Genomic DNA, 24,420 nt, shown 5'->3' with positions numbered 1-24,420 from the left:
CTTTTCTAACACTCCCCGCACGGCCGCTCCGGCATTGAGTGTCAACGTGGTTTATCCGTCGTTGCGCCACCCGTCCGATCGAGACGGCGGGCTGGCGGATAAACGCTGATCGTTGTGTCGAGCCATGTCTCCTGACGACGTTCCGATTGCCGAAATGCAGACGCCGCTCGCGAGGCGTGTCGATATCGTGCTCAGGCCGATATCGCATCCCGAGTTCGGCGAAATCCGCATCGAGAGCGACTTGTTCGCGGTGGGGCGCGCGGAGACGCCGTTCGCGTCGGCGCGCGCCGAGGTCGTCGCGGAGTTGTCGAGGCGGCATGCGCGAATTTTCTTTGAGCACGGCGTCGCCTATATCGCGGATCTCGACAGCAAGAACGGGACGACGGTGAACGGCGTCGAGGTGCGTCAAAAACCGCATCCGCTGCACAACGGCGACGAGATCCGCTTCGCGAGCGTCCTCGCCTATCGCGTCGAGCTGATGCCGTGCGTGGCGCCGCCGGCACCGCAATCCATCGTCGTCACATTGACGCCCGAGCGCGACGACCTCGACCTGCAGCCGATCGTCATCACCGGCTTTCCGTTTCTGATCAGCAAGGCCGACGACACGTTCGCGCGCTACAAGGGCACGTATCCGCATCAAGTGAACTATGTGTCGCGCCGTCACGCACACATCTTTCTGCGCGACGGCGACGTCTTCGTCGAGGATCTCGGCAGCACGAACGGCACATTCGTCGGCGGAAAGCGCCTCGACGAAAGCGCGCTGGCGCTTCGCGACGGCGAGACGCTTGCATTTGGCGGCAACCATTTCGTCTATCGTGCAGAGGTCCGTCGCGGACCCGTTGCCGATCCGACCGTGACGAAGATGAAGGCGGGGGGCGAGAGCACCGAACGTTCGGCCGAAGCAAAAGCCGAACCGTCCGCGCAGCCCGCACAGCCCGCGATCGATCCGGAGCGCACGACGTTCGTCGGGACCGCGCACTCGTTTCTCGACATCTTCTGTGTCGACCCGGCGTTGAAGCAGGAAGACGAAGTGAATCCGGACGCCTCGCAGGCGCAGGCGCTCAAGCACGAAGCGAAGCCGCGCCATCGCCGGACGGGCGATCGCTTCACGCGTTTCGTCTCCGAGCTGAGCGAGGCGCTTGGCGGCAGCGGCGAACTCGATTTGCGGCGTTGGGGCCGATGGGGCGGCGCGGCGCTCGCGGCGCTCGGCGTGCTCGTCATGGCGCTGTACGTGCGCAACGCGCCGCAGCGCGATATCCACGCGCTGCTCGACGCGGGGCGCTACGCCTCGGCGACGGAAACGGCGGACCGCTATCTCGCAAGGCATCCCGGCGATGCGGCGTTTCAGGCGGCGGGCACGGAGGCGTTGATGAAGGCGATGGTGCCCGAGTGGCTCGCGGCGGTGAAAGCGCAGGAGTTCGACCGCGCGCACTCGATCGTCGCCGGCATGAAAACGCTCGCGCAGCACAACGCCGATGCCCAGCCGCTCGTCGCTGAGATCGGCTGGATGGGCGACCTCGAAGCGTATTGGGCCGCCCGCGGCGGGGCCGAAGCGCCGATCCGCCTCTTCAAGGACGAACCCGTGATCAGTTCGCTCGTCGAGCGCTGGAACGACGACCCCGACCCGAACCAGCACGCGCTCGATCGGATCGCTTCGTTCGTGCCCGAATTCGCGGCGTCGTACGGCGATACGCTGAGTCATCTGCGCAAGCTGGAAAGCGACGACTCGGTGTATGGGGCGGCGGCCGAGCGGTTGAAGACCGCGATCGACAAGGCCCTTAGCGACGATCGTCTCGAGTCGCTGCCCGCGCTGCTCGACGATTACAGCGAACGCTATCCGCGGCTGACGGGATTCGATAGCGTGCGCAGCGATCTGCGCCAATACCAGCAAATTGAGAGCGATGCGCGCGCCGGCAATACGCAGGCCGTCGCCGCTGAATTGAAGCAGCTCCGTTTCGCGACGCCGCCGTTCCAAGCACGCGTGGCGAAGCTCGAAAAGCTCGCGACAAGCTCCTCAGCTTCGCATGGGGCCGGAGCTAGCGCCGAAGCGTCAAGTTCGGCAGACACTGCTTCGCATGAGACAGGAGACGGCCATGACGCCAGACCGTCCCCCTAAGCGTTTCAATCTCAAGATGCCCAAGCCGCTGAAACCGCCGAAACCGCTCAAGCCGTTAAAGCCGCTGAGCGAAGCGCTCGAAGACCACAGCGCGGAAGGCATCGCGATCCTGACCTCGCAGCCGCTGCGGCTCATCGAGGCCACCGTCATCGTGATGGTGGCGCTCGTCTTGTCGGCGCTCGTGTGGTCGTGCATCGGGCGCGCGGACGTGATCGTCTCGGCGCCGGGCGCGCTCGCGCCCGAATCGGAAGTGCGCCGCATCTATGCGCCCGTCGACGGCGAACTCGCGGACATCTATATCGCCGAAGGCCAGCCCGTGAAGAAGGACGACGTGATCGGCCGCATCAACGCGCGCGGCGCGATCGAAGCGGCGACCAATGCGCTCGACGCGCGTCTCAAGCTCGACGACGCCGAACGCGAATGGCAGCAGTTCCCGGCGAAGAAGCAACTGATGGAGCGCAAGGCCGACGCGCTCAAGCAGCAGATCGACGTGGAAACGCATCTGCACGAAAACCGCATCGCCGAGGGCACGAGCAAGCTCGCGCAATCGCAAAAGGCGCAGCTCGACGAAGCGCGCAGCAACATCGACAACGCACAGCACGCGCGCGATCTGGCGAAAGAGGAGCAGGACAAATTCCAGCGCTTGTTTTCGACGCCGGGCGGCGGAGGCGTGTCGCAGACGCAAGTCGAAGAAAAGAAGAGCGCGTCTCTCCAAGCCGAGAACAACCTGCGGATTGCGCAGGCGCGGCTCGCGCAATTGGAAGCGCAGCAGAGCCACGATTTTTCACAGGCGAAGGCGCAGCTCGAAGGCAGCAGCGAGACGCTCACGAACCTGCGCATCGAGTATGACGCGACGGTGCGCGAGATCGCGAACACCGAGGACAAGCTGCGCCTGCAAGTGCAGACCGCGCGCCTTGCCGCCGACGCGGCCGCGCGCATCCGCTTCGAGAACATCGACAAAGACAACTTCCTGCTCGTGCTGGCCCCCGTCTCGGGCGTGATCACCGACGTCACGACCACGCAGCCCGGCGACAAGATTCAGGCGAATACGCCGCTCGGCGGCATCGCGCCCGCGAATGCGCGGTCGGTGGTCAAGGTGGAGATCTCGGAGCAGGACCGCGCGTTTCTTCACGAGGGGCTGCCCGTCAAGCTGAAGTTCAACGCGTTTCCGTATCAGCGCTATGGCGTCGTGAGCGGCACGCTCGAATACATTTCGCCGGCGACGAAGCCTTCCGTCGCGACGAAGCTGCCGGTCTACGAAGGCCGCGTCACGCTCGATCGCGATTACTACTCGGTCGCCGGCACGAAGTACCCGTTGCGATACGGGATGACGGCCACCGCCGAGATCGTGGTTCGCGAACGCCGCCTGATCGATTTCGCGCTCGATCCGTTCAGGCAGATCGCAGGATAAGAAGGAGAAGTGACATGACGGCCATTGTGCGCATCGATGACGAGGTGATCGGAACCGACGATTTCGTTCGCATGCTGAAGCTGACCGGGCAATTCGAGGGCCTCGTCGAGCAGCAGGTCCGCGAGCGGCTCACGGTCCACGCGGCGAAGAAGCTCGGCATTCGCGTCACGCCCGAAGAGATCCAGGAACGCGCCGACCAGTTCCGCCGCGTGCGCAATCTGCATCGCGCCGCCGACATGAATCGCTATCTCGACGTGTTCGGCATCAGCCTCGACGAGTTCGAGACGTTCATCACCGACACCTTGTACCAGGAAAAAATGCTCGACAAGGTGTGCAACGACGGCGCGGTGGAAGCGTATTTCAAGCTCAACTCGCCGAAGTTCGACGCGATCGAAGTGAGCCATATCGTGCTGGAATCCGAGGGGCAGGCCAAGGAGATGATGTCGATCCTCAGCGACGACCCGGACAGCTTCGAAGAGATGGCGCGCGAGCATTCGATCGCCGATACGCGCGAGCGCGGCGGCGTCATCGGCAAAGTGTTGCGCGGATCGCTGAAGACCGGCATCGAAGCCAAGGTGTTCAATGCGCAAGCCGGCGATCTGCTGGGGCCGTTCGAGGCGCCGGACGGCGCGTTCTTCGAGATCTTCTCGGTCAGGGCCAAGTATCCGGCCACGCTCGATCAGGACGTCGCCTCCGAAGTGCGGCGCCTGTTGCGCGAGGACTGGCTCGCCGCGCGGGCGCAGGAACACATCATAGAGGCGCGTTGACGGCGAGGATCGATTTCCATGGACGCACAAGCACCGGCCCCGAGCGCAGCCTCGACTGCCGGCTCAACCGCTCAATCGCTGGCGGACTTCCTCTCGTCGGTCGAGCTGCTGTCGCCGTTTTCGCGCGAAGAGCTCGAGCGTCTCGCGAGCGAGATGCAAACGCGCACGTTCGCGTTCGGCGACACGATCTGTCTTCGCGGCGAAAGCGCGGACGGGCTCTTCATCGTCCGCACGGGGTCGGTGCGTCTCTTCACCGAGGAGCATGGCAAGGAGACGAGCCTAGGAGTGCGCAAAGCGGGCGAGGTGTTCGCCGAGATCGCTGTATTGCGCGAGTATTGGCACGAAGCGTCGGTGCGGGCGTCGTCGAAGGTCGAACTGCTGTTCATCGCACGTAGCGCGTTCGCGCCACTGATCGCAGAGAATCCGGCGGCGCTTTCGTTCGTGACCAGCTATGTCGCGATCAGCTCGGCGGGAGGCTTCGTCGCTCGGCTCTTCGATCTGCGCGGCAAGCTCAACAAGAGCGAACTCGAAGAGTATGTGTCGAGCGTCGGCGTGAAGCGCGTCGCGGCCGGCAAGGAAATCATCAAGCAGGGCTCGCGCGAAGACCTGCGCCTGTACGTCGTGCGCCAAGGCGAAGTGCGCATCGTGCGCAGCGAGGACGGCGTCGACTATCCGCTCGCCACGCTCGGCGCAGGGGAGATTTTCGGCGAGCGGGCCTGCGTGCTGCGCCAGGAGCAGCAGGCGAGCGTGACCGCCAGCGCCGATACGCGGCTCCTCGTGATTCCCGAGAAGACGGTTCACTTCATCCTCGAGCGCAACCCGAAGCTGCGCGAGGTGCTCGAGGAGCGCATCCGTTTCGTGGATCGCGAACTGCAGCGGCAGAAAAAGCTCGCGGCACGCCGCAAGCGCCCGGCGATTCTCGATCTCGCGACGGAGCCTGAATTCGGCGAGAAAGTCATCAAGCGCTTCGCGCTCGTCGAGCAGGCCGAGGAGATGGATTGCGGCGCCGCGTGCCTCGCGATGGTCTGCCGTCACTACGGCATACCGATGACGCTCGGCAAGCTGCGCGAGCTCGCCAACGTGACGACGCAAGGCGCGACGCTCGAAAGCCTCGCGCGCACGGGCGAATCGCTCGGCTTCACGACACGCGGGGTGCAATGCACATTCGATGCGATGCTCGGCTTCGAGCTGCCGTTTATCGCGCACTGGGAGGGCTACCACTACATCATCGTCTACGGCATGAGCAAACGCTGGGTGCGGGTGGCGGACCCGGCGCTCGGTTTCCGCAAGCTCTCCGTCGAGGAATTCGAGCGCGGCTGGGGCGGCACCTGCCTGCTATTTACCGCGAGCGAGACGACGACTGAGCAAGCCGCGTCGCGCTCGCCGTGGGTGCGCTTCATCGGCTACCTCGCGCCGTACAAGAAGATCCTCGCGCACCTTTTCCTCGCGACGTTCGTGATTCAGCTGCTCGGCGTGGTGCCGCCGCTCATCATTCAGAACATCCTCGACGGTGTCGTGGTCCACCAGAACGTGGGCCTGTTGAATCTGCTCATCCTCGGCCTCGTGATTTCGAATCTGTTCACGCAGCTCATGATCACGATTCGCGCGCATCTGTCGAACTTCATGGTGCGCAATCTCGACTTCTCGATGATGTCGCAGTTCTTCAAGCACACGATGTCGCTGCCGTTCTCGTTCTTTGCCAAGCGCAAGACCGGCGACGTGTTCGCGCGCTTCCAGGAGAACCAGACCATCCGCGCGTTCCTGACCGAATCGACCGTCACCACGGCGCTCAATCTGCTGATGATCTTCATCTACTTCACGATCATGTTTCTCTACAACGTGAAGATGACGCTGCTCCTGATCGCCTTCGTGATTCCGATCATGGCGCTCACCGCGCTCGCGACGCCTCGCATCAAGCGCTATGCGCGCGAGGTGTTCTCGGCGTCGACCGAGGCGAAGTCGCTGCTGATGGAAACGCTGGGCGGCATCGAGACGGTGAAGGGCATGGGGATCGAGCGGCCGGTGCGGCTCAAGTGGGAGCGCAAATACGCGAAGGCGCTGGAAATCCAGTATCGCGCACAGGCCTTCAACATCCTCGTCGGGCTCGGCAGTCAATTGCTGAACGCGGCGACGACCATCGTGATCCTGTGGGTCGGCGCCAGTCTCGTGCTCGCGCAGGAAATGTCCATCGGCCAGCTCATTGCGTTCAACGCGTTCATGGGCAGCGTGCTCGCACCGCTGATGGGGCTCGTCGGCCTGTGGAGCCTGATGAACGACGCAGCGGTGGCGATGGAGCGCCTCGGCGACGTGCTCGATATCGAGCCGGAACAGAAGCCGTCGGACTTCGCCTCGCGCGTGCTGCTGCCGGATCTGCAGGGCGACATCAGTCTCGATGGCGTGTATTTTCGCTATGGCGGCGGCGAAACGCCCTATGTGCTCGAAAACATCAGCCTCGATATCAAGCAGGGCGAGATGATCGCGATCGTCGGCCGCAGCGGTTCCGGCAAGACGACGCTTGCGAAACTGCTGGTCGGCTTCTATACGCCGACCGAGGGCAAGATCGTCGTCGACGGCTACGACCTGAACGTGATCGATCAGGCGTTCTATCGCGCGCAAATCGGCTACGTGATGCAGACGAACCTCGTGTTCTCCGGAACGATCGCTGAAAACATCGCGTGCGGCGATGCCAGCCCGGACCGCCGGCGCATCGAGGAGGTCGCGAAGATGGCCGACGCCCATGCGTTCATCGCGAAGATGCCGCTCGGCTACGAGCAAGTCGTCGGCGAGCGCGGCATGGGGCTCTCGGGCGGGCAGATTCAGCGCCTGTGCATTGCGCGCGCGCTGTATCACGACCCGCGGCTGCTCGTGTTCGACGAGGCGACGTCGTCGCTCGATACGCAATCGGAGAGCAACATCCTCGCGAACATGCAGGACATTCTCAAGGGACGCACGGCGGTCATCATTGCGCACCGGCTCTCCACGATCATGCGTGCGGACAAGATCCTCGTCCTGTACGAAGGCGCGATCGCCGAACAAGGCCGGCACGATGAACTCGTCGCGCGCCAGGGCATGTATTACCAATTGGTCCAGAAGCAATTGAGCGCCGCATGAAACTCTTCGACCCACATGGCTTGGGCAGCTCGGCGGTCTCCTACGCGGGGCTGCTCGAGAAGATCGAGATCCTGCGCTCGACGCTGCGCTGGGCGCCAAGGCTCGAACGCGCCGAGATCGAGAAGCTGCTGAATCAGTCGAACACGCTGCGCGACGAAGTCTTGCAACTGTCGCGCAAGGAGCGCTTCGTGGAAGCGGCCGAACGCGAGCCCGAAGCGCTGCGCGCGGCGGACTTGAGCGCGCATCAGCGCCGCCAGGCGTTGCTCGATCGCAGCTTCGTCTTCGAAGGGACGTTCGGCGACAACCCGAAGCTGCTCGCGGCGCTGGAGATCGCGGAAAAAGCGGCGCCGACCGATCTGCCCGTGTTGATAGACGGGGAGAGCGGAACCGGGAAGGAACTGATGGCGAAGGTCATTCACGCGAACGGGTCTCGCGCGGATCGGCCGTATATCTCGGTCAACTGCGGCGCCATTCCCGACAACCTGCTCGAATCGGAGTTGTTCGGCCATAAGAAGGGGGCGTTTACCGGCGCGTCGAACGATCGCAAAGGCAAATTCGAAAGCGCGCATACGGGTACGATCTTTCTCGACGAGATCGGCGAATTGCCGTTGAGCGGGCAGGTGAAGCTGCTGCGCGTGCTCGAAGCGCACGAGATTCAGCGGGTGGGATCGGACCAGGCGATTGCGGTCGACACTCGGATCGTCGCCGCCACCAATCGTAACCTGCGGCAGATGAGCGAGGAGGGCCTCTTTCGGGAGGACTTGTTCTATCGCTTGAGCGTGATTCACTTGACGCTGCCCGCCTTGCGCGAGCGGCGCGACGAAATCCCCTTGCTGTTCGCTTACTTCGGCGACGAAGCCGCGGAAGCGCTCAAGCGCCGGCCGATCAAGATGACGCCCAAGCTGCGCGACTTCCTGCTCAACTACGCGTACCCCGGCAATATCCGCGAGCTGCGCAATTTGATTTATCGCGTGTCGTGCCTCGCGGGCGACATGGCGGATATCGGGCATCTTCCCGAAGATATTCAGCCCAAGGCTGCCGGCGCGGTGGGGACTCACGCCGAGGCGGTGGGTGTCGATGGCTCGGCAATGCCCGCGGGAGTGCCCGCATTCGCGCCCGCGTCGCTGGCTGAAGCGAAGCGCGCGGCGAGCGACGAAGCCGAACGCGCGTTTCTCGAACGCGGGTTGCAGGAGACGGGCGGCACCGTCGCGGAGCTCGCGCGGCGCTGCGAGATGAACCGCTCACATCTGCAAATGCTGCTGAAGAAGCACGGCATCCGCTCGAAGGACTTTCGGCATCAAGAGGCCGCGGGGAAACCTCGCTAAACGCGGGGTCGCGCGGTTCAGGGCAACGCCGGATTCACGAGTGTTTTATCCGCCGCATACGGATCGTCGGCGCGGATCACGATAGCCGAGATGTTGTCGCGTCCGCCTTCCTGCAGCGCCATCTCGACGAGCGCTTCCGTCGCTTGCCGGCAATCGCCGCCGGCCAGCGCGCTCACGATGCCGGTTTCGTCGACTTCATTCGAAAGACCATCGCTGCACAGCAGGAACATATCGCCGTCGTTGATTTCGACGCGCTGCTCGTCGAGCTCGAGCCAATCGGCCGCGCCGACGGCGCGCGTGATCAAGTGATGCGCCGGATGATCGACGGCCTCTTCGGCGGTCAGATAGCCCTGCGCCTTCAATTCCTCCACCTGGCTGTGATCGCGCGAGAGCTGCCGTAACTGCGCGCGCCGGTAGAGGTAGATGCGGCTGTCTCCGGCCCACAGCAGCCCGCACTGACTGCCGCTGGCTATAAGCGCGGCCACGGTGCTGCCGATCGTGCGCACGCGCCTCGCGGCGGCTTCGTCGCGCAGCGTGCGGTTCACACGCTGCAGTTCGGCGCGCGCGGAGGCGACGAAGTCCGCGAGGTTTGGGGGCACGACTATCGCCGCGAGCGCATCGACGATCATCCGGCTCGCGACGTCGCCGGCCGAATGGCCGCCCATGCCGTCGGCGACGGCCCAGATGCCGTGCGCGGGCAGATCGAGGCAGGCGTCCTCGTTGATCGCGCGCACGAGGCCCACATCGGTGCGCGAGGCCGACGTCCAATTGAACTGAGTCAGCATGGCTGCCGCCTGGATCGGGTCATGACTCGGTTCGTGCGTCGGTTCATGTGAGGAGGCTGTTGTTTTTCCCGTTTTCGCCGGCGCTCACAGCGACGTTCGAATTGGGCGCGGCGTTGTTGACGTTGATATTCTCGACCTGATTGACGAGCTGGTTCGCGAAGATGTTGGTCTGATAGAAGTTGACGACCGGGCCGACGCTCGCCACCGGCGGCGTAAACGGTTGAATCCAGCCGAAGACCCACGGCGCGCCCGCGCCGCATATCAGCGACATGGCCTTGCGGTCCAGTTCGCGCTTCGTGTGAAGGTCGTTGATCGTGATGGCGGCCATGATGAGTCTCCGGATGGCGAGTGGCGATCGAGATGCGGCCAAGCCGCGTGCCCGCCATACCTTGCAAGTGCCGTACCATGCGACGCGCGGGTCGTGGCGATTGAACGCCGCCGCTTGGCCGTTCGCCGCGGGCCGCGCCGCACAAGGCGCGGCGGCGTACCGCGTGGTTGGCCGCGAGTGATCGGCCGCTTGCCGTGCGGCGCGATGGTTGTTTCCCGGCCAACACGGCAGCGATTCGCTGTGCGCGGCAATCCAACACCGCACCTGATGCGGCGCCTCACTCGGTGAAGGTCTTGGCCGCCGCCCGCCACGCACGCCAAATGGCGCGTTCGGCCCAACACAACGCTTTGATAATCGTTGGGCCGCCAACAACAGAAAGCGGCGCGTGTTTCACCCATCCCATAGCAAACCCTTGTCAAACCAAGGCCGAAGCCTTTTGGCATGCCTGATGCAGAGTAGTTGGCAACCAGCAAACCCACGAGCCGTACGGGTTGCCAACCGAAACGCAGATGGACACCGCCATGAGCCTCGATCTTCAACTCGCCGATGCCGACACCGCCCAAGCGGTTCGCCACGCCGCGCCAGCTGAACTCGCACTCGGCGCCCATCTCGTCACGCAGCGCGCCGGCTACAGCCATCACGGCATCTACGTAGGCAACGGCAAGGTCATTCACTACTCCGGTCTTTGCACGTCGCTGCATCGCGGTCCGGTCGAGGAAGTCACGCTCGAACGTTTCGCGGCAGGCCATCAAATCGTCATCGTGCACGACCGTCAAACGCGTTACTCGGGCGTCGAAGCAGTCGAACGCGCGCGCTCCCGTCTCGGCGAAAACGACTACCGGCTGCTGACGAACAACTGCGAACACTTCTGCACGTGGTGCGTGTGCGGCAAGGGCCGCAGCGAACAAGTCCGCGCCTGCGTCCTGCATCCCGCAACGGCTGCCCGCGCCGTGACCGGAATGTGCCACGCGCTGATCGCTGCTCGCCGCGCCGCGCGCCGCCAATACGTTCAATGTGCCGCTTGCGTCCTGCAAGCCGCTTGATTGCACACCAACCGAGCGCCTTAAGGAGACGCAAATGGACACCCTAGCCGAAGCCGGCCGTACCACCCAATCCACCTTGCGCCGCCTCGTCGACAAGTGGCTCGCACCGACGCCTGCCGCGCCCGCTCGCGTGATCCGTTTCAGCCGCATGCCCATGCATCGGCGGCGCTACGTCTGCATCGAGACCTCGCATTCGAGCGGCACGCTGTCGATCTTCTTCTTTCGACACGACGACGGGTCGTGGTGCGTGTTTCCACCCGCAGCCGAGCGGCCGGCGATGTTGCGGCTTGCTTCGTAAGCGCTTCGTTCAAGCGGTGGAATGCGGCACAGTCGCGGCGCTTTCCGCGTCTTTCGCTATCGCAGCAGCGTAGTGCGCGTGCGTTGCACGAGCGCTTCCGCAATCGGCGAGCGGCCGGCGAACTCCCCTGCGAACTCGCCTAAGCCCGCGGCGATCCGCAGCCCGGTGAACAACTGCGGCGCCAGCATCGTCTGATGCGCCTGCACCATCGAGCCGCCGGTGATGGCGGCCATCGCCTGTCTGTCCAAATCGACGCTTTCGGGGAGATCGTTGATTAGAAGAGTGCCCATGGTGGACTCCGCGAATCGGAAGGGGAATCGGGAAGCGGCATCGCGTTCGAGCATGCTGCCGCGCGCCTTAAGGTTGGCTGAAGCTTCAATTTAGTATAGGCGCTCGCCACGCGCGGCAACGCCAAGCTATCGAGCGAAACGGCGCCGCACACGTCATTACCACTTGTACATTCACAACGTGCGAGCAGCGAGCGTTCGCCTATTTGCATTCGCAAGCGAAAAATACGGTCATATACGGACCAACAACTGTCTCGCGTGACGGATCGAGGCAGTGGGTAAGAAACGACGAAACGATTGTCTTGAGTTGCCGACGCAACAAACTATAGTGGACTTACTCTTACGCCAAGAAGAAAGAAGTTAGTAATACCAAATTACATATTGGAGAACCACCATGAAGGCGCTTGCGTTGATGATTGCCATGGTTGCACTGGTGCCGGTAGCACATGCCGAGCAGGGTGATGCGGAGGACCGAGCGCTCACTGAGCAGATGATGAAGCAAGCGGATTCGCCGCAGACGAAACCATTGCAGGCGCAATCTGATTCGGCTTACGGTAATAGCGGTAATGGAATCTCGCAGTCAGGTCAATCGGTATCGAAAGAACCGAACAACAATGGTCAATGAATTGGCAAAAGGGTGAATAGGCGTTCACCCTTTTGCATGATGCGCGGGTCATTGCATTCCAACGCCCCAGAACTGTGTCGGACCAAACGGATCGATCTTGAAGCCCGTTACATTCTTGCGCAACGGCTGGTAAACGGTCGAATGCGCGATGGGTGTAAATGGCACCTGCTCCTTAAAGAGCTTCTGCGCCTGCGTATAGTATTTGGTGCGGCTTGCTGTGTCCGTTGTTGTACGGCCTTTTTGAATCAAGTCCTCGAACGGCTGATAGCACCACTTCGCCAGGTTGCTGCCATTCACTGCTGAACAACCCAGCAGCACGCCCAGCCAATTGTCCGGATCGCCGTTATCTCCTGTCCAGCCGATCAACATGGTGTCGTGTTCGCCAGCATGCCCGCGCTTGATGTATTCGCCCCATTCATAGGTCACGATCCTGGCGTGCACACCGATCTTTTCCCAATCTGCCTGGATCATTTCCGCCATCAGCCGGGCGTTTGGGTTGTACGGGCGTTGCACAGGCATCGCCCACAACGTGATGTCGAAGCCGTTCGGGTACCCGGCTTTTGCGAGCAAGTCCTTCGCCTTGCCAGGGTCGTAGGGCGCATCCTTGAGTTCCTTGTCGTATGACCATTGAGTCGGCGGCATCGGATTCGTGGCCAACTGCCCGGCGCCTTGATACACCGAAGCGATAATCGCTTTCTTGTTGATCGCCATGTCGAGCGCCTGCCGGACCTCTGCCTGATCGAGCGGCTTGTGCGTCGTGTTGTACGCGAGGTAGCCCAGATTGAAGCCGACCTGGTGCGGTAGCTGGAGCTGCGGATCGCTCTGAAGAGACGCGATGTCTTGCGGACGCGGATAGCTCATGACCTGACATTCGTTCTGCTTCAACTTCTGCTCACGCACGGCGGCATCCGTGGTGATTGAAAAGATGAGCTTGCCGACCTGAACAACACCTGGTTTCCAGTAGTCAGGGTTGCCATCGAATCGAATGGTCGCGTCCTTCGTATAGCTGCGAAAAATAAACGGACCGGTGCCAACGGGAAAAAGGTTGATGTCGGACGCTTTGCCGGTCTTCATCAACTGATCTGCGTATTCCGCCGAGATGATCGACGCGAAGGGCATCGCCAGCTCCGAGAGGAAAGGCGCGTTCACCGTCTTCAAGGTAAAGCGTACGGTATAGGGATCGAGTTTTTCGATTTTCTCGATGCTCTTGTCGAGCCCCATGTCGGCGAAATACGGGAACTGGACAGGGTATGCCTTGCGAAACGCGTTGTCCGGGTCGAACATCCGCTGAAACGTCAGCATGACGTCGTCAGCATTGAATTCGCGTGTGGGCTTGAAGAATGACGTCGTATGAAACTTGACGCCATGGCGCAGGTGGAACGTATACGTCAGGCCATCCGGCGAGATTTCCCACGACTCGGCAAGACCCGGCTCGATTTTCGTACCGCCATGCTCGAATTCGACAAGCCGGTTGTAGACGGTGTACGACGCGGCTGAGAATTCGACGCTGGTCGTGTATTGCGCGGAGTCAAAGCCCGCTGGGCTGCCTTCCGAGCAAAACACGATGGTTGTGTCAGGCAGTTCCGCGGCAGCGAATGCCACGCTCGATATTGTTCCGACTATACCGAGCAACAGCGATCCCAATGAACAAAGACGCACTCTGCGGCCGGGTGACATGGGCGCTCTCCCTCACATATTGAATTCAAGCGGTGCGCGACTGCTGTGTTCAGAAACACTAACTGAGTGAATAGCCCAAGTCGCGGCGGTGTCCGGGGATAGCGAGCGCCGAACGCGTCATGCACACGTCTACATGTCACGGTGCCTGAAGCATTCCAGCGCTGATTTAGCCGGCTTCGCGGCCTGCAGAATCAATTCGAGGCCGCCTTGAGGGCGGTCAAGGCAGCGCCTAGTTCCTCGTCGGTCAGCGCAGGAGCGGAAGTGAACGACAACAAGTCACCCCATTGAAGCATCATCGCCGCGAGTCCGCTCGTGTCGGTCGCTTCGACAATCGCAACGCCGGCCAACTCACCGACCACATGCCATCGCCCCACGAGCGTGACGTTTTCAGGCGGACGGCCACCTGTTTCCAGGAATCGGTTGATCGCGGACTGCTGCACGCCGGGTTGACCCTTCCATTGAACGATGAACTTCATGGGAAACCCTCCTTTGGAGTTGACTACAGGGCTGGTGGCGCGACCACTCTGTCAGAACCGGCTCGCGTCATCTGCGAGAACCCATTCACAGTCACAGAGCGTGCTAACTCATGATAGGCGAGTGCCCATGGGGTACCGATCTAAATGCAGTATTTGGTGGCCATAACCAAGCACTTGACGAGAAAGTTGGCCCTAAACGCAAAAAAGCACAAAACCAGCGCAAAAACAGGCGATAGAGGCCGCGAGGCCCCGATCGCCTGAGTTCGGTCTGAGTTCGAACGGCGCTCAGAATCCGAAGCCGGTACTTGCGGTTTGCGAGGGACTGACGTTGAACCGGATCGGACCGAGATCGGCGCCGAGCACGCCGATGTTGTTCAGCGCCGCGACTTCGATGTTCTGGACTTGGTTGATGTTCTGCGACACGCCGACATTGACGTTGATATTCGGGCTGCCCAGGCCGCCGGGGCTACCGGGGCCCAGGTTGGCGACGCCGCCGCGAATCGAGGCCATGGCCTTGCGGTCGAGGTCCGGGCCGGGCGCGAGTTCGTGAATCACGAGGGATGACATGACGTTTCTCCGAGTAGGTCGAATCGGTTGCGGGAGCATGGTGCACCTCGAGGGCCTCGCGGCCTTCAAGGTGCACGACCACGCGCGATTAGTGGAAATCGATCGTGTTTTTGGCGGTCTGCGACGGGTTGACCGTGCCTTTGATGTTCGACACGAACGCGGCGTCGTTGCCGACGTTGTTCTCGATGAGGTTGCTTTGGCCGATCGATTGCGCGGCGCTGAAGTTCGTCGTGTCGACATGCACGGACGGGTAGTACGACGGAAACGGATACAGGCCGGGCAGGTAGCCGCCGCGCACGGCGGACATTTCACGGGCGTCGAGTTCTTTAGCGACGGCGAGGTCTTCGATCATCAAGGTCTTCATGGCAGTTCTCCAAAGGCAGTCAGTAGGGCTTCGAGTGATTGAGCTGCAAGTATTGCGGGCTCGGCTCCTATACTGCATAGGGTGTGCCAGTCGTGAGCGAAACGGCCAAGAAACGTTGCGGAGCCTTGAAACAAGGGGGTTTCGTGACTTCCCGGGGAGCGAGGCCGACCCTGAACGCCGGTTTTCGAACCCGCGGATGACGCTGGCGATCCAACACAATCGAGGCGGCGTGTTGGCCGTCTTGCGACATGCGCCATTCACGCGGCGTGGTTTGCCTTGGCACGGCGCGGGTAGTTCGGGCACCGATTGCGCAAGGCGTTGGCGCAGACTAGTATCGATCGGAAAGTAGACCGATCCTTAAAGAAACGCGGCCGGTTTCGTCTAAGAGAGTGTGGCTACTTTCGTCCTGAACCGCGTTTCCAGTACGTCGCGCATCGGCGCATGGGATGCGCAACGGAAGCGCAACTGAGGCTGAGTGGAAGGCGTTCGAATGACAAGCCTTGCGCAGCTAATCCAAACCTTCCAGAGCGGGGCTCTGTCGCACGACGCGTTCTTCGACGAAATCGATCGCGCGCTTGCGGCCGACCACGCGAACGGTGTGCGGCTGCGCGAAGTGCTCGACGAGACGCAGACGAAAAAACCGCTGCCCGGCGAGGTCTACGCGGAAGTCGTGCGCCATATCGAGCAGTTCTCGACCGGAAGCGATGCGGCGCTTGCCGATCGCGCAAGCGATGAAACGCGGGTCGTCGCGCCCGCTGCGCCGCTGAACTCGCGCCCGGGTGCGCCGTCCGCCGGAGCGCACACCTTTCCAAGCAGCTTGCCCAATGCCGATCCCGACTCGGTGAAGGGCATCGGCGACACGCTGAACGGGCGCTTCGTGCTCGAAGAGTGCCTGGGCGTGGGCGGCATGGGCACCGTCTACAAGGCGCTCGATCTGCGCAAGCTCGAAGCATCGGACCGCATGCCCTACATCGCGATCAAGGTGCTGAACGTTCAGTTCCGCGGTCAGCCCACTTCGCTGATCGCGTTGCAGCGCGAAGCGCGCAAGGCGCAGACGCTCGCGCATCGCAACATCGTCACCGTGTACGACTTCGACCGCGACGGGCCGATGGTCTATCTGACGATGGAGTACCTGTCCGGCAAGCCGCTCTCGAAGACGCTGCGCGCGCCCGATTTCACCGGCATGCCCTACGAGAAGGCGTCGCCGATCATCAACGGCATGGGCCGCGCGCTCGCCTACGCGCACGAACGCGGCTTCGTGCATTGCGACTTCAAGCCGGCGAACGTGTTCATCACCGACGGCGGCGAAGTGAAGGTGATCGACTTCGGCATCGCGCGCGTGTTTCAGCGTCCGGACGAAGACACCGACGTCACGATCTTCGATCCGGCCAGCCTCGGCGGCATCACGCCCGCTTACGCGAGCCCCGAGATGTTTGAGCACCGCGAGCCCGATCCGCGCGACGACGTGTATGCGCTCGCGTGCGTGACGTATGAGCTGCTGACAGGGCATCACCCGTTCGATCGCCTGTCCGCGACGCAGGCGAGGAGCGAGAAGCGGCAGCCCGAGCGTCCCAAGAACCTCGACCGGCGGCAATGGAAGACGCTTAGCGAGGCGCTGTCGTTCGATCGCGCGTCGCGCACGCCGAGCGTCGCGCGTTTTCTCGAAGGCATGGGGACGGAAAAGCATGCGGCGCCGGTAGCGTCTGCGGCGCCCTCGATGCCGAAGCGGAGTCCGCAGCGGATTCCGCGCAAGCCTCTCGCGATCGGCGGCGGGGCGGTGGTGGTGCTCGCGGCGCTTTGGTTCGGGTATCGGCAATTCGCAGGGACGAGCGGCCAGCCGCAGCAGCAGCAGTCGTCGGGCGCGATCGCGCAGGCACCTGGCAATACCGAATCTCAAACGCTCTCGCTCGCCGCTGTGACGCCTGTGCTCGACGGCCTGCCGTGTTCCGCGCTGAACGCGTCGGTCGACGGCCATACGCTGAACGTGCACGGCTTCGTCGAGGCGCGCGTCGGGCGAGCGCAAGTGCGCGATGCGTTGAACGGCGTGCCGGGCCTCGCCACGCTGAATCTCGACTTGCGGCCTGTCGGTGCGAACAACTGCGGCATCGTCAAGGCGTTCTCGCCGTACTGGAGCGCCAATCATCCTGTGGCAGACGCCGCGCCCGCCGCGTCCGCGAGCGCGGCGACCATCCGGACGCGCGCGCCGAACGGGCAATTGAACGAAGGCGATGCGCTCGTCGTCGATCTCACGACCCCGAGCTTCGATTCCTACGTCTACGTCGACTATTACGTGCTCGACGGCAGCGTCGCGCATCTCGTGCCGAGCAGCCGCGAAAAGGACAATCAGGCGCCGCCGAACTATTCGGCGACGGTCGGCAGCGCGGGCGATTGGGTCATCGGCAAGCCGTTCGGCACCGAGATGATCGTGCTGCTCGTCACGCCCGTGCCGCTCTTCGATACGCTGCGCCCCGATGTCGAGCCGCGTGCCGACTATCTGTCGGCGGTCGATCAGCGCTTGAAGCAACTCAGCGCGAAATACGGCGTGGCGCATGTCGTGGTCGATTTCGTTCAGATCACGACGCACGCCGGGAAGCACTGAGCGGCGCTTGTCTATTGTTGCGCAGCGTTGCCGGGATTCGCTCATCACGGTCCGCTCACGCGCCGTCTTAGCTCGGGCAACGCAGTCAGCGCCACTGCGGCGATCACGAGCATCAATCCGGCGACGACCGGCATGCCCACGCGCTCGCCGAGCCATGCTGACGAGAGGACGACCGCTGCTACCGGCGCGACCGCGGTGAAGAGCGACGCCTCGGCGCCGGATACGCGCGCGGAGCCTGCATACCAGAGCCAGAAGCCGAGCACGGTCGGCACCAGCGCGTAGTACGCGACGCCGAGGAACGCGGCTGCGTCGAGCGCGACGCGGCCGTGCACGACATCCCACAGCGCGAACGGCAGCGACGTCGCGAGCCCGAGAGCGGCCATCGTCGTCGACAGCGCGAGCGGCGAGAGCGGCACGCGCAGGCGCTTGTTGAGCAGGATGAACACGCTTTCGCAGAACACGGCCATGAGAATCAGACCGTCTCCCGCGAGCGAATGGGCGCCGGCAGGGCCGCCGCGATCGGTGGCGACGACGAGCACGCCTGCGGTCGCGAGGCCGATCGACAGCAGCATCTTCGGCGCCAGCGGCTCGCGCAGCAACACAGCCGCCGCAATGGCGGCGACGGCGGGCAGGGTGCCGACCATGATGCCGGCGTCGGCGGCGGAGGTGAGCTTCGTGCCCGCGATCAGAAACACCGTGTAGCCGACGCTGCCCGCCGCAGCCTGCGCGAGCAGCAAGAGGCGGTCGTGCCGATCGGGCTTCGGCCAGGCGGTGCGCGTCGCCACCATCAACGCGGCAAACACCGGCAAGGCGATGGCGAAGCGCAATGCGGTCGCCGCAAAGGGCGAAAAGCCGGTGCCGATGACTTTGCTGGCCACCACCGTGCTGCCGACGGTGGTCATCGCCAGCGCGAGGCAAAGATAGGCGCGATACCTGTGTGACATGTCCGGGCTCCATGAAAGGGAGCCCAGTCTGCCAAGGGGCGTGACGGCGATCTTGGACGGATGTGCGAGCGGTGCGAGCGCTTAACCCATCGATAGCGCATACGTGCCGGGCGACACGCCGAAGACGCGCAAGAACCAGCGATTGAGGTGACTCTGGTCGTAGAAGCCCGCGGCGAGAGCCGCGTCGGCCAGCGGCGTCCCGCTGCGGATCAGCCGGCGGGCGAGGGCGATGCGCTGCTGCAGGATGTACGCATGCGGCGCGAAGCCCAGTTCGCGGATGAAGTTGCGATGGAGCTGATAGCGGCTCACACCCGCATCGTCGGCGAGTGCGGCGAGCGTGAGAGCAGCGGCCGGATCGGTATCGATGCGCTCCTTCGCGCGGCGGATCGATTGACCAGAAGGCGCGATGCGCTGCGACGGGACGAGGCGTTGGCGCAGGTGAGCGGCGAGTTGCAGGAGCACCGCTTCGCAAGCCATCGCGTCGAGCGGCGTGCCGTCACCCTCGCTGTCACGGGTCGCGTGCACAAAGAGCGCGTTGAACAGGCCCTGCAAAACAGGATCGATCGCAACGGCTGCGGGGAAGTCGAACGGGCGCTCCACGCCTTCGAGCACGTCGCTTTGCGCGTCGAGCATCAGCGCCGGATCGAAATAGAGCATGCGCCACATGCGCGACGTGCCGCCGCTCGCGCGTCCGTCGTGCACTTCGCCGGGATTCACGAAGATCAGGTTGCCCGGACCGGCTTTCACTTCTTTGCCGTCGCTCGCCGACGCGTGCACGCCGCGGTCCATGACGCCGATGCCGTATTGATCGTGCGTGTGGCGCGGGTAGCTCTGCGCGCTTTCGGCGCGCATCGCGTCGAGTCCGGCGAGGCAAGTCTTCTGATACTGGATGGAGTGGATCATCGACGTTTTCCTCTCCGGGGGCAGGCCCGGAATGCCGCCTAGTGTAGCCCGCTGGCGCCGAGGTTGCGCTCGCCGTGCGCCGCCGCAAGCGGCGCCCGGCTGCATCAGTTTTTCTTCAGGATCGCGGCGTAGACTCGCCTCGACGGTCGGGGAGGGAGTGGATTGCCCGATCGTTTGCCAGGTGCGGGCTGCCGCGCGGCAGACGCATGACATCGCCACCGAATGCTTGTCCGGCGAGGTCTCTATGGATCGGAAGACGTCTCGACTGTGTCGCCGGCTCAAGCGGTGCGGCGCCGGAGTCGTCTTGGGATCGTGCGTGGCGGTTGCGCACGCCGGCGGCGGCCCGCTCGGCATCGATCACGAAATCGGCAAGGACGAGAGCGGCATCTGGAATCGCAACGTCCAGCTTGCGTTGGAGTACAGCGTGATTGCGACCGAGTTGGGCGGGGCGTTCTGGCTCGGCAACGACGACGAACTCGGTCACACCTTCTGGCAGACGCTCGATTCGTCGGCGATTTCCGCGCTTGCCGCGCACGCAATGCAGGCCGCGTTCGGGCGCCAGCGTCCGAGCGCCCAGCAAGGTCCGAATCAATGGTTCAGCGGCGGCCACAGCTTCCCGAGCGGCGAAGTCACGCTGCAGGCGAGCTTCGTCACGCCGTTCATCGTCAACTACGCGGGGCGCGATCCTTGGATATGGGGGCTCGAACTTCTGCCTGCCTACGATTCGGTGGCGCGCATGAAAAGCCAGGCGCACTGGCAGACCGACGTGCTCGGCGGCTGGGCATTGGGCACGGCGGTCGGGTATGTGACCACGCTGTACCAAACGCCGCTCTTCGTGCAGATCCTGCCGCATGGGTTCACGGTGGGGATTTCGAAGCGCTTCTAGAACGACGCGCACTCGCGGTCTTGCTTATTCCGCGAACACTTCCTGCAGGGTCCGCAGCGTGTCCAGCAACGTTTTATCGCTGACGGCGCCTTCTTTCTTCATCAGCCGCAGTTTGTCGACTGCGCGAAGCTGATCCAGCAGGATCAAACCTCGTTTCCGCTTGAACGTAACCGGAATTCGAAACGGCGCGGGACGGCCCTTCGAGGTCATGGGGGCGACGATGACCGTGCGCAAATGATCGTGCATTTCAGGTGGAGACACCACGACGCAGGGCCGCGTCTTTTGAATCTCGCTTCCCAACGTCGGGTCGAGCGAAACCAGCCAGACTTCGCCGCGCACTACCATGAGAGCTCCGCATCGTCGGCGTTTCCGAATTCGCCCATCACCAACGTGTCGTCGCCGCTCTCCGCGATCGCCTTGCTCGCTTCCGCCCATCCCTCACGGGCTTTGTGGCGAGGGCGCCGCAATACGATCGCATCGTTTTCGACTTCCATTTCCACTTCGTCCTCCAATCCCAATTGCGCGAGGAAGGGCTTCGGAATCAGCACGCCTTGCGAGTTTCCCATTCTGCGAATCGTCGTTTTCATGTTTTCACCGTAGGTACAATGTTATGCCACTGTGTGGCGAGAGTAGGCACAATGTTATTACATTGATTGCCGTGTGTCATCGGCCGAATCTCGTGAGCTCTCTCTTTCCGCAGACAATTCACCGCATTCATCTGACATTACTTAACACTGCCGCCACCCTTCAGATTTTCCTGACGCAGTCGTTAGTACGTCTGCGCCGGTGACGAGTGCTTGTTTCCATTCGCTAAACCCGTGTTGTCCAACCGACGCCGACCGCGTGGGATGATCGATCGCACGCACGATGCAGCGGTTTCGCACACGCCGAGTTCCCACGCTCGCTGCCGGCGCACGCATCGACCTGTTTTGAACGCATGCTTGCGCCATGACCCAGCCCTCAGCCGCCGTTGCTGCTTGCCTCTCTGCACAGAATTCGGCAGACGAATCCACCTTGCCGTCGAATCACCCGCTCACCGAAAGCCAGGCGCGCGAGACCCTGATCCAGACCTTGGAGCAGGCCGCCGATGCCGTCGTCGTGATCGACGCGAACAATTGCGTCACGCTATTCAACGCTTCCGCCGAAGCGCTATGGGGCTATCCGCGCGCGGACGTGCTCGGACGCAACGTCAGCATGCTCGTGCCGCGCGGCATCCGTGCGCAGCACGACCAATACGTCGGCGCGAACCGCGATACGGGCACGAACCGCATCGTCGGAACGAGCCGCGAAGTCGTGATCGAGCGCATCGACGGCACGGTGCGGTGGGGATCGATGTCGATCTCGAAGGTCTTTACGGCGGCGGGCGTTCTCTACACCGCGTTCATCCGCGACGTGACCAACGAGGTCAAGCGGCGCGAAGAGCGTCGGCTCCTCTCGCTTGCGGTCAACGAGACTGACAGCGCGATCATCGTCGTGGGCCCCGACGGCCGCACCATCTACATCAACGACGGCTTCACGCGCATGCTCGGCTATCAGCTCGACGACATGTACGGCAAGGTTCCGAGCCGTGTCGTGAGCGGGCGCTACACCGACGAGAAAACGCTCGAGTACATCGGCGAACGGCTCGCCGCGCGCGAGAGCTTTCGCGTCGAGATCCTGATTTACGACCGCAGCGGCAAGCCGTTGTGGATCCAGGCCGTCGTCAACATCGTGAACGACGAGTACGGCACGTGCAGGAACATGGTGGGCGTGTGGACCGACATCACGAACACCAAGATGCACGAGGTCCTGCAGCAGAAAGCGCTGAATGCGATGGCGCGTGAGGCGCCGATCCTCAACGTCATGCTGCTGATCTGCCTCGAAGTCGAGCGCATCGCGCCGGAGATCATCGCGTCGATCTGCAGCGTCGACCAAGACGGGCGGCTCTGGACGCTTGCGGCGCCGGGCTTGCCGCCCGAGTACACGAAGGCCGTCGACGGGCTCGACGCCGGCCCCGATATGCAAGCGTGCGGTGTCGGCCATTCCGGCGGCAAGCTCATGGTGTTCGCGGACGCACCCGAGGATTCGTGCTGGGCGAAATTCAAGGAGCCGGCACGAGCCTGCGGTCTCGCGCAGGCCTGGTCGCACGCGATCCGTTCGAGCGACGGCCGCGTGCTCGGCAAGCTCGCCTTCTATTACCGCGAGACGCGCGAGCCCGGCACGCTGCATCGCCGGCTCATCGACGTCAGCTTGAATCTTTGCGCGCTGGCGCTCGAGCGCGAAGCGAGCAAGGAGAACATCCGGCGCCTCGCGTTCTACGACAGCTTGACGGGATTGCCGAACCGCGGCTTCCTGATCGCGCATACGGAGTCGCTTCTCGCGAACGCGGCGCGCACGAACAACACGCTCGCGGTGCTGTTTCTCGATCTCGACCGCTTCAAGCACGTCAACGATTCGCTCGGACACACGGCGGGGGATGTCTTGCTCTGCGAAGTCGCGCAACGGCTGAAAGGCTGCCTGCGCGCGCTGGATTTTGTCGGGCGCCTGTCGGGCGACGAGTTCGTCGTCGTGCTCTCGCCCTGCGATGCGGGAGAGGCGACCGCGCTGTGCGAGCGGATCATGGCCGAGCTGCAGGAGCCGGTGACGGTCGGCAGCACGACGCTGCGGCCGACCGCGAGCGTCGGCATCGCGATCTTCCCGCAGCACGGCCATGACATGAACACGCTGCTGCTGCACGCCGACATGGCGATGTATCAGGCGAAGTCGGCGGGGCGTCATCGGTTTTCGGTTTTCACGCCCGAGCTGAACCGCGTCGCGCAGGACCGCTTGAAGTTCGAGATGGCGCTGCGTGCCGCGCTGCAAGCCGATCAATTGCAACTGCACTATCAGCCGCAAGTGCGCTTGAGCGACGGCGGCATCTACGGCGTCGAGGCGCTGGCGCGCTGGCATCACCCGGAGTTCGGCGTCGTGCCGCCCGACCGTTTCGTGCCGCTCGCCGAGGAATGCGGCTTCATCACCGAGCTCGACCACGGGATCTTGCAGAAGGCGTGCCGCCAATTGTCGGAGTGGCGCGCTGCAAACATCGTCATCCCGCACGTGTCGGTCAACGTGTCGCCGACGACCTTTTGCGACCGCCGCCTTCCCGCGCTCATCGCCAAGACGCTCGCGGCTTGCGGGCTGTTGCCCCGCGATCTGGTGCTCGAGGTGACCGAGAACGTCGTACTCGACAACGCCTCGGGCGGGCTCGCGACGCTCAAGCGTGTGCACGAGCTTGGCGTCGGTCTGTCGATCGACGACTTCGGCACCGGCTATTCGAGCTTGAGCTATCTGCACCGCTTGCCCGTCGACGAACTGAAGCTCGACAAGAGCTTCGTGCGCGAGCTCGAATCGGACGAGGGCGCGCGGGCGCTGGCCAGTGCGGTGACGGGAATCGGCACGAGCCTGCGCTTGACGATCGTGGCCGAAGGCGTGGAAAACGACGAGCAGAGGCGCATTCTCCAAGCGCAAGGCTGTCAGGTCGCGCAAGGCTATTTCTTTGCGCGACCGATGCCCGCTGCCGCGTTGACGGCGTGGATGCAGAGCCGTGCTCGAGAGGCCGCATGCCGCAACCGCGGCCTTGGCGACTTCGATTGGGCGGCCCAGACGGATCTCGATCAGGCAGGCTGATCGGCTGTGCGCGGCTGTTCGGGCGTCAGCGCTTGGCGGGCTTGCGGTTGCGAATGCCCCGGTGCGCCAACGGGCGCACGCCGACACGCGGCGCGCTTCCGAATCAGGAATCCCCTACGAAATTTTCAGGATTCGATGGCCCCTCGGGGCCCTCTTGAAGCGCCGAAGCCGTGCCGTATACAAGGCATAGGGACGTCGATCGCGCCTTTTCTCGGGCGCATCTGACCCGCCCCGGTTTGATGTCCGCCACCACAAAGTCACCA

The 24,420-nt window shown here is 63.3% G+C and carries 22 protein-coding genes; 11 read left to right on the top strand and 11 right to left on the bottom strand.

Annotated features, from left to right (window positions below; translation table 11 throughout):
* The first annotated feature begins 124 nt into the window (after window positions 1-124).
* The 5 genes from FAZ95_RS12515 to FAZ95_RS12495 are packed head-to-tail and all read left to right on the top strand — an operon-like array spanning window position 125 to window position 8,730.
* Window positions 125-2,116 carry an FHA domain-containing protein gene (locus FAZ95_RS12515; RefSeq protein ID WP_137332749.1) on the top strand — a complete coding sequence of 664 codons (1,992 nt, stop codon included), beginning with the start codon at window positions 125-127 and terminating at the stop codon, window positions 2,114-2,116.
* A gap of 16 nt (window positions 2,117-2,132) precedes the next feature.
* A complete protein-coding gene (locus tag FAZ95_RS12510) occupies window positions 2,133-3,527 on the top strand; it encodes an HlyD family secretion protein (protein WP_137334532.1) in 1,395 nt (464 codons plus the stop codon).
* Between the two features lie 14 nt (window positions 3,528-3,541).
* On the top strand, window positions 3,542-4,294 hold the full coding sequence (locus FAZ95_RS12505) for a peptidylprolyl isomerase (RefSeq protein WP_137332748.1): 753 nt from the start codon (window positions 3,542-3,544) through the stop codon (window positions 4,292-4,294).
* Window positions 4,295-4,312: 18 nt separating this feature from the next.
* The gene (locus tag FAZ95_RS12500) at window positions 4,313-7,405 is read left to right on the top strand and encodes a peptidase domain-containing ABC transporter (protein ID WP_137332747.1); all 3,093 of its coding nucleotides are present in this window, start codon (window positions 4,313-4,315) and stop codon (window positions 7,403-7,405) included.
* Window positions 7,402-8,730: a sigma-54 interaction domain-containing protein gene (locus FAZ95_RS12495; RefSeq protein ID WP_137332746.1), complete on the top strand. Its 1,329-nt coding sequence runs from the start codon at window positions 7,402-7,404 to the stop codon at window positions 8,728-8,730. Before FAZ95_RS12500 ends, FAZ95_RS12495 begins: the two co-directional genes overlap by 4 nt.
* Window positions 8,731-8,747: 17 nt before the next feature.
* On the opposite strand, the gene FAZ95_RS12490 is transcribed toward FAZ95_RS12495, so the two are convergent.
* Together FAZ95_RS12490 and FAZ95_RS12485 are read right to left on the bottom strand one after the other, a co-directional pair.
* Entirely contained in the window at window positions 8,748-9,515 is a 768-nt protein-coding gene (locus tag FAZ95_RS12490; RefSeq protein ID WP_137332745.1) for a PP2C family protein-serine/threonine phosphatase, read from the bottom strand.
* Between the two features lie 43 nt (window positions 9,516-9,558).
* Window positions 9,559-9,843 (bottom strand): hypothetical protein, encoded by a 285-nt coding sequence (locus FAZ95_RS12485; protein ID WP_137332744.1) that lies wholly within the window; start codon window positions 9,841-9,843, stop codon window positions 9,559-9,561.
* A gap of 521 nt (window positions 9,844-10,364) precedes the next feature.
* On the opposite strand from FAZ95_RS12485, the gene FAZ95_RS12480 reads away from it, so the two are divergent.
* A complete protein-coding gene (locus FAZ95_RS12480) occupies window positions 10,365-10,886 on the top strand; it encodes a lecithin retinol acyltransferase family protein (RefSeq protein WP_137332743.1) in 522 nt (173 codons plus the stop codon).
* A gap of 34 nt (window positions 10,887-10,920) precedes the next feature.
* Complete coding sequence (locus FAZ95_RS12475; protein ID WP_137332742.1) at window positions 10,921-11,184, top strand: hypothetical protein; 264 nt, start codon at window positions 10,921-10,923, stop codon at window positions 11,182-11,184.
* Window positions 11,185-11,240: 56 nt separating this feature from the next.
* On the opposite strand, the gene FAZ95_RS12470 is transcribed toward FAZ95_RS12475, so the two are convergent.
* Window positions 11,241-11,474 carry a hypothetical protein gene (locus FAZ95_RS12470; RefSeq protein WP_137332741.1) on the bottom strand — a complete coding sequence of 78 codons (234 nt, stop codon included), beginning with the start codon at window positions 11,472-11,474 and terminating at the stop codon, window positions 11,241-11,243.
* Window positions 11,475-11,865: 391 nt separating this feature from the next.
* Between FAZ95_RS12470 and FAZ95_RS12465 the strand changes: the two genes are divergently transcribed.
* A complete protein-coding gene (locus tag FAZ95_RS12465) occupies window positions 11,866-12,096 on the top strand; it encodes a hypothetical protein (protein ID WP_254699690.1) in 231 nt (76 codons plus the stop codon).
* Window positions 12,097-12,144: 48 nt separating this feature from the next.
* Here FAZ95_RS12465 and FAZ95_RS12460 read toward each other — a convergent pair whose 3' ends face one another.
* The 4 genes from FAZ95_RS12460 to FAZ95_RS12445 form a co-directional block, all read right to left on the bottom strand.
* Window positions 12,145-13,773: an ABC transporter substrate-binding protein gene (locus FAZ95_RS12460; RefSeq protein ID WP_137332740.1), complete on the bottom strand. Its 1,629-nt coding sequence runs from the start codon at window positions 13,771-13,773 to the stop codon at window positions 12,145-12,147.
* A gap of 191 nt (window positions 13,774-13,964) precedes the next feature.
* The gene (locus tag FAZ95_RS12455; protein WP_137332739.1) at window positions 13,965-14,249 is read right to left on the bottom strand and encodes a DUF3303 domain-containing protein; all 285 of its coding nucleotides are present in this window, start codon (window positions 14,247-14,249) and stop codon (window positions 13,965-13,967) included.
* A 285-nt stretch (window positions 14,250-14,534) separates the two neighbouring features.
* Window positions 14,535-14,816 (bottom strand): hypothetical protein, encoded by a 282-nt coding sequence (locus FAZ95_RS12450; RefSeq protein ID WP_137332738.1) that lies wholly within the window; start codon window positions 14,814-14,816, stop codon window positions 14,535-14,537.
* 88 nt (window positions 14,817-14,904) lie between these two features.
* Window positions 14,905-15,180 carry a hypothetical protein gene (locus FAZ95_RS12445; RefSeq protein WP_254699689.1) on the bottom strand — a complete coding sequence of 92 codons (276 nt, stop codon included), beginning with the start codon at window positions 15,178-15,180 and terminating at the stop codon, window positions 14,905-14,907.
* Window positions 15,181-15,670: 490 nt separating this feature from the next.
* On the opposite strand from FAZ95_RS12445, the gene FAZ95_RS12440 reads away from it, so the two are divergent.
* Complete coding sequence (locus tag FAZ95_RS12440; protein WP_137332737.1) at window positions 15,671-17,779, top strand: serine/threonine-protein kinase; 2,109 nt, start codon at window positions 15,671-15,673, stop codon at window positions 17,777-17,779.
* A 44-nt stretch (window positions 17,780-17,823) separates the two neighbouring features.
* On the opposite strand, the gene FAZ95_RS12435 is transcribed toward FAZ95_RS12440, so the two are convergent.
* On the bottom strand, window positions 17,824-18,723 hold the full coding sequence (locus FAZ95_RS12435) for a DMT family transporter (RefSeq protein WP_137332736.1): 900 nt from the start codon (window positions 18,721-18,723) through the stop codon (window positions 17,824-17,826).
* Window positions 18,724-18,804: 81 nt separating this feature from the next.
* Entirely contained in the window at window positions 18,805-19,626 is an 822-nt protein-coding gene (locus tag FAZ95_RS12430) for an AraC family transcriptional regulator (protein WP_254699688.1), read from the bottom strand.
* A 304-nt stretch (window positions 19,627-19,930) separates the two neighbouring features.
* On the opposite strand from FAZ95_RS12430, the gene FAZ95_RS12425 reads away from it, so the two are divergent.
* Window positions 19,931-20,512, top strand: coding sequence for a phosphatase PAP2 family protein (locus FAZ95_RS12425; protein ID WP_254699687.1), 582 nt, complete (start codon window positions 19,931-19,933; stop codon window positions 20,510-20,512).
* Window positions 20,513-20,536: 24 nt separating this feature from the next.
* Here the strand turns inward: FAZ95_RS12425 and FAZ95_RS12420 are convergent, their stop codons facing one another.
* Window positions 20,537-20,857 carry a type II toxin-antitoxin system PemK/MazF family toxin gene (locus FAZ95_RS12420; RefSeq protein WP_137332734.1) on the bottom strand — a complete coding sequence of 107 codons (321 nt, stop codon included), beginning with the start codon at window positions 20,855-20,857 and terminating at the stop codon, window positions 20,537-20,539.
* Window positions 20,851-21,099, bottom strand: coding sequence for an AbrB/MazE/SpoVT family DNA-binding domain-containing protein (locus FAZ95_RS12415; RefSeq protein ID WP_137332733.1), 249 nt, complete (start codon window positions 21,097-21,099; stop codon window positions 20,851-20,853). The genes FAZ95_RS12420 and FAZ95_RS12415 overlap by 7 nt, the downstream gene beginning before the upstream one ends.
* Before the next feature lie 427 nt (window positions 21,100-21,526).
* On the opposite strand from FAZ95_RS12415, the gene FAZ95_RS12410 reads away from it, so the two are divergent.
* Window positions 21,527-24,157: an EAL domain-containing protein gene (locus tag FAZ95_RS12410; protein WP_217497396.1), complete on the top strand. Its 2,631-nt coding sequence runs from the start codon at window positions 21,527-21,529 to the stop codon at window positions 24,155-24,157.
* The last annotated feature ends 263 nt before the right edge of the window (window positions 24,158-24,420 follow it).

This window comes from Trinickia violacea, assembly GCF_005280735.1.
Taxonomy (GTDB): domain Bacteria; phylum Pseudomonadota; class Gammaproteobacteria; order Burkholderiales; family Burkholderiaceae; genus Trinickia_A; species Trinickia_A violacea.
Note: the sequence above shows the minus strand (reverse complement) of the source record. Positions and strands in the feature narration are given on the sequence as shown.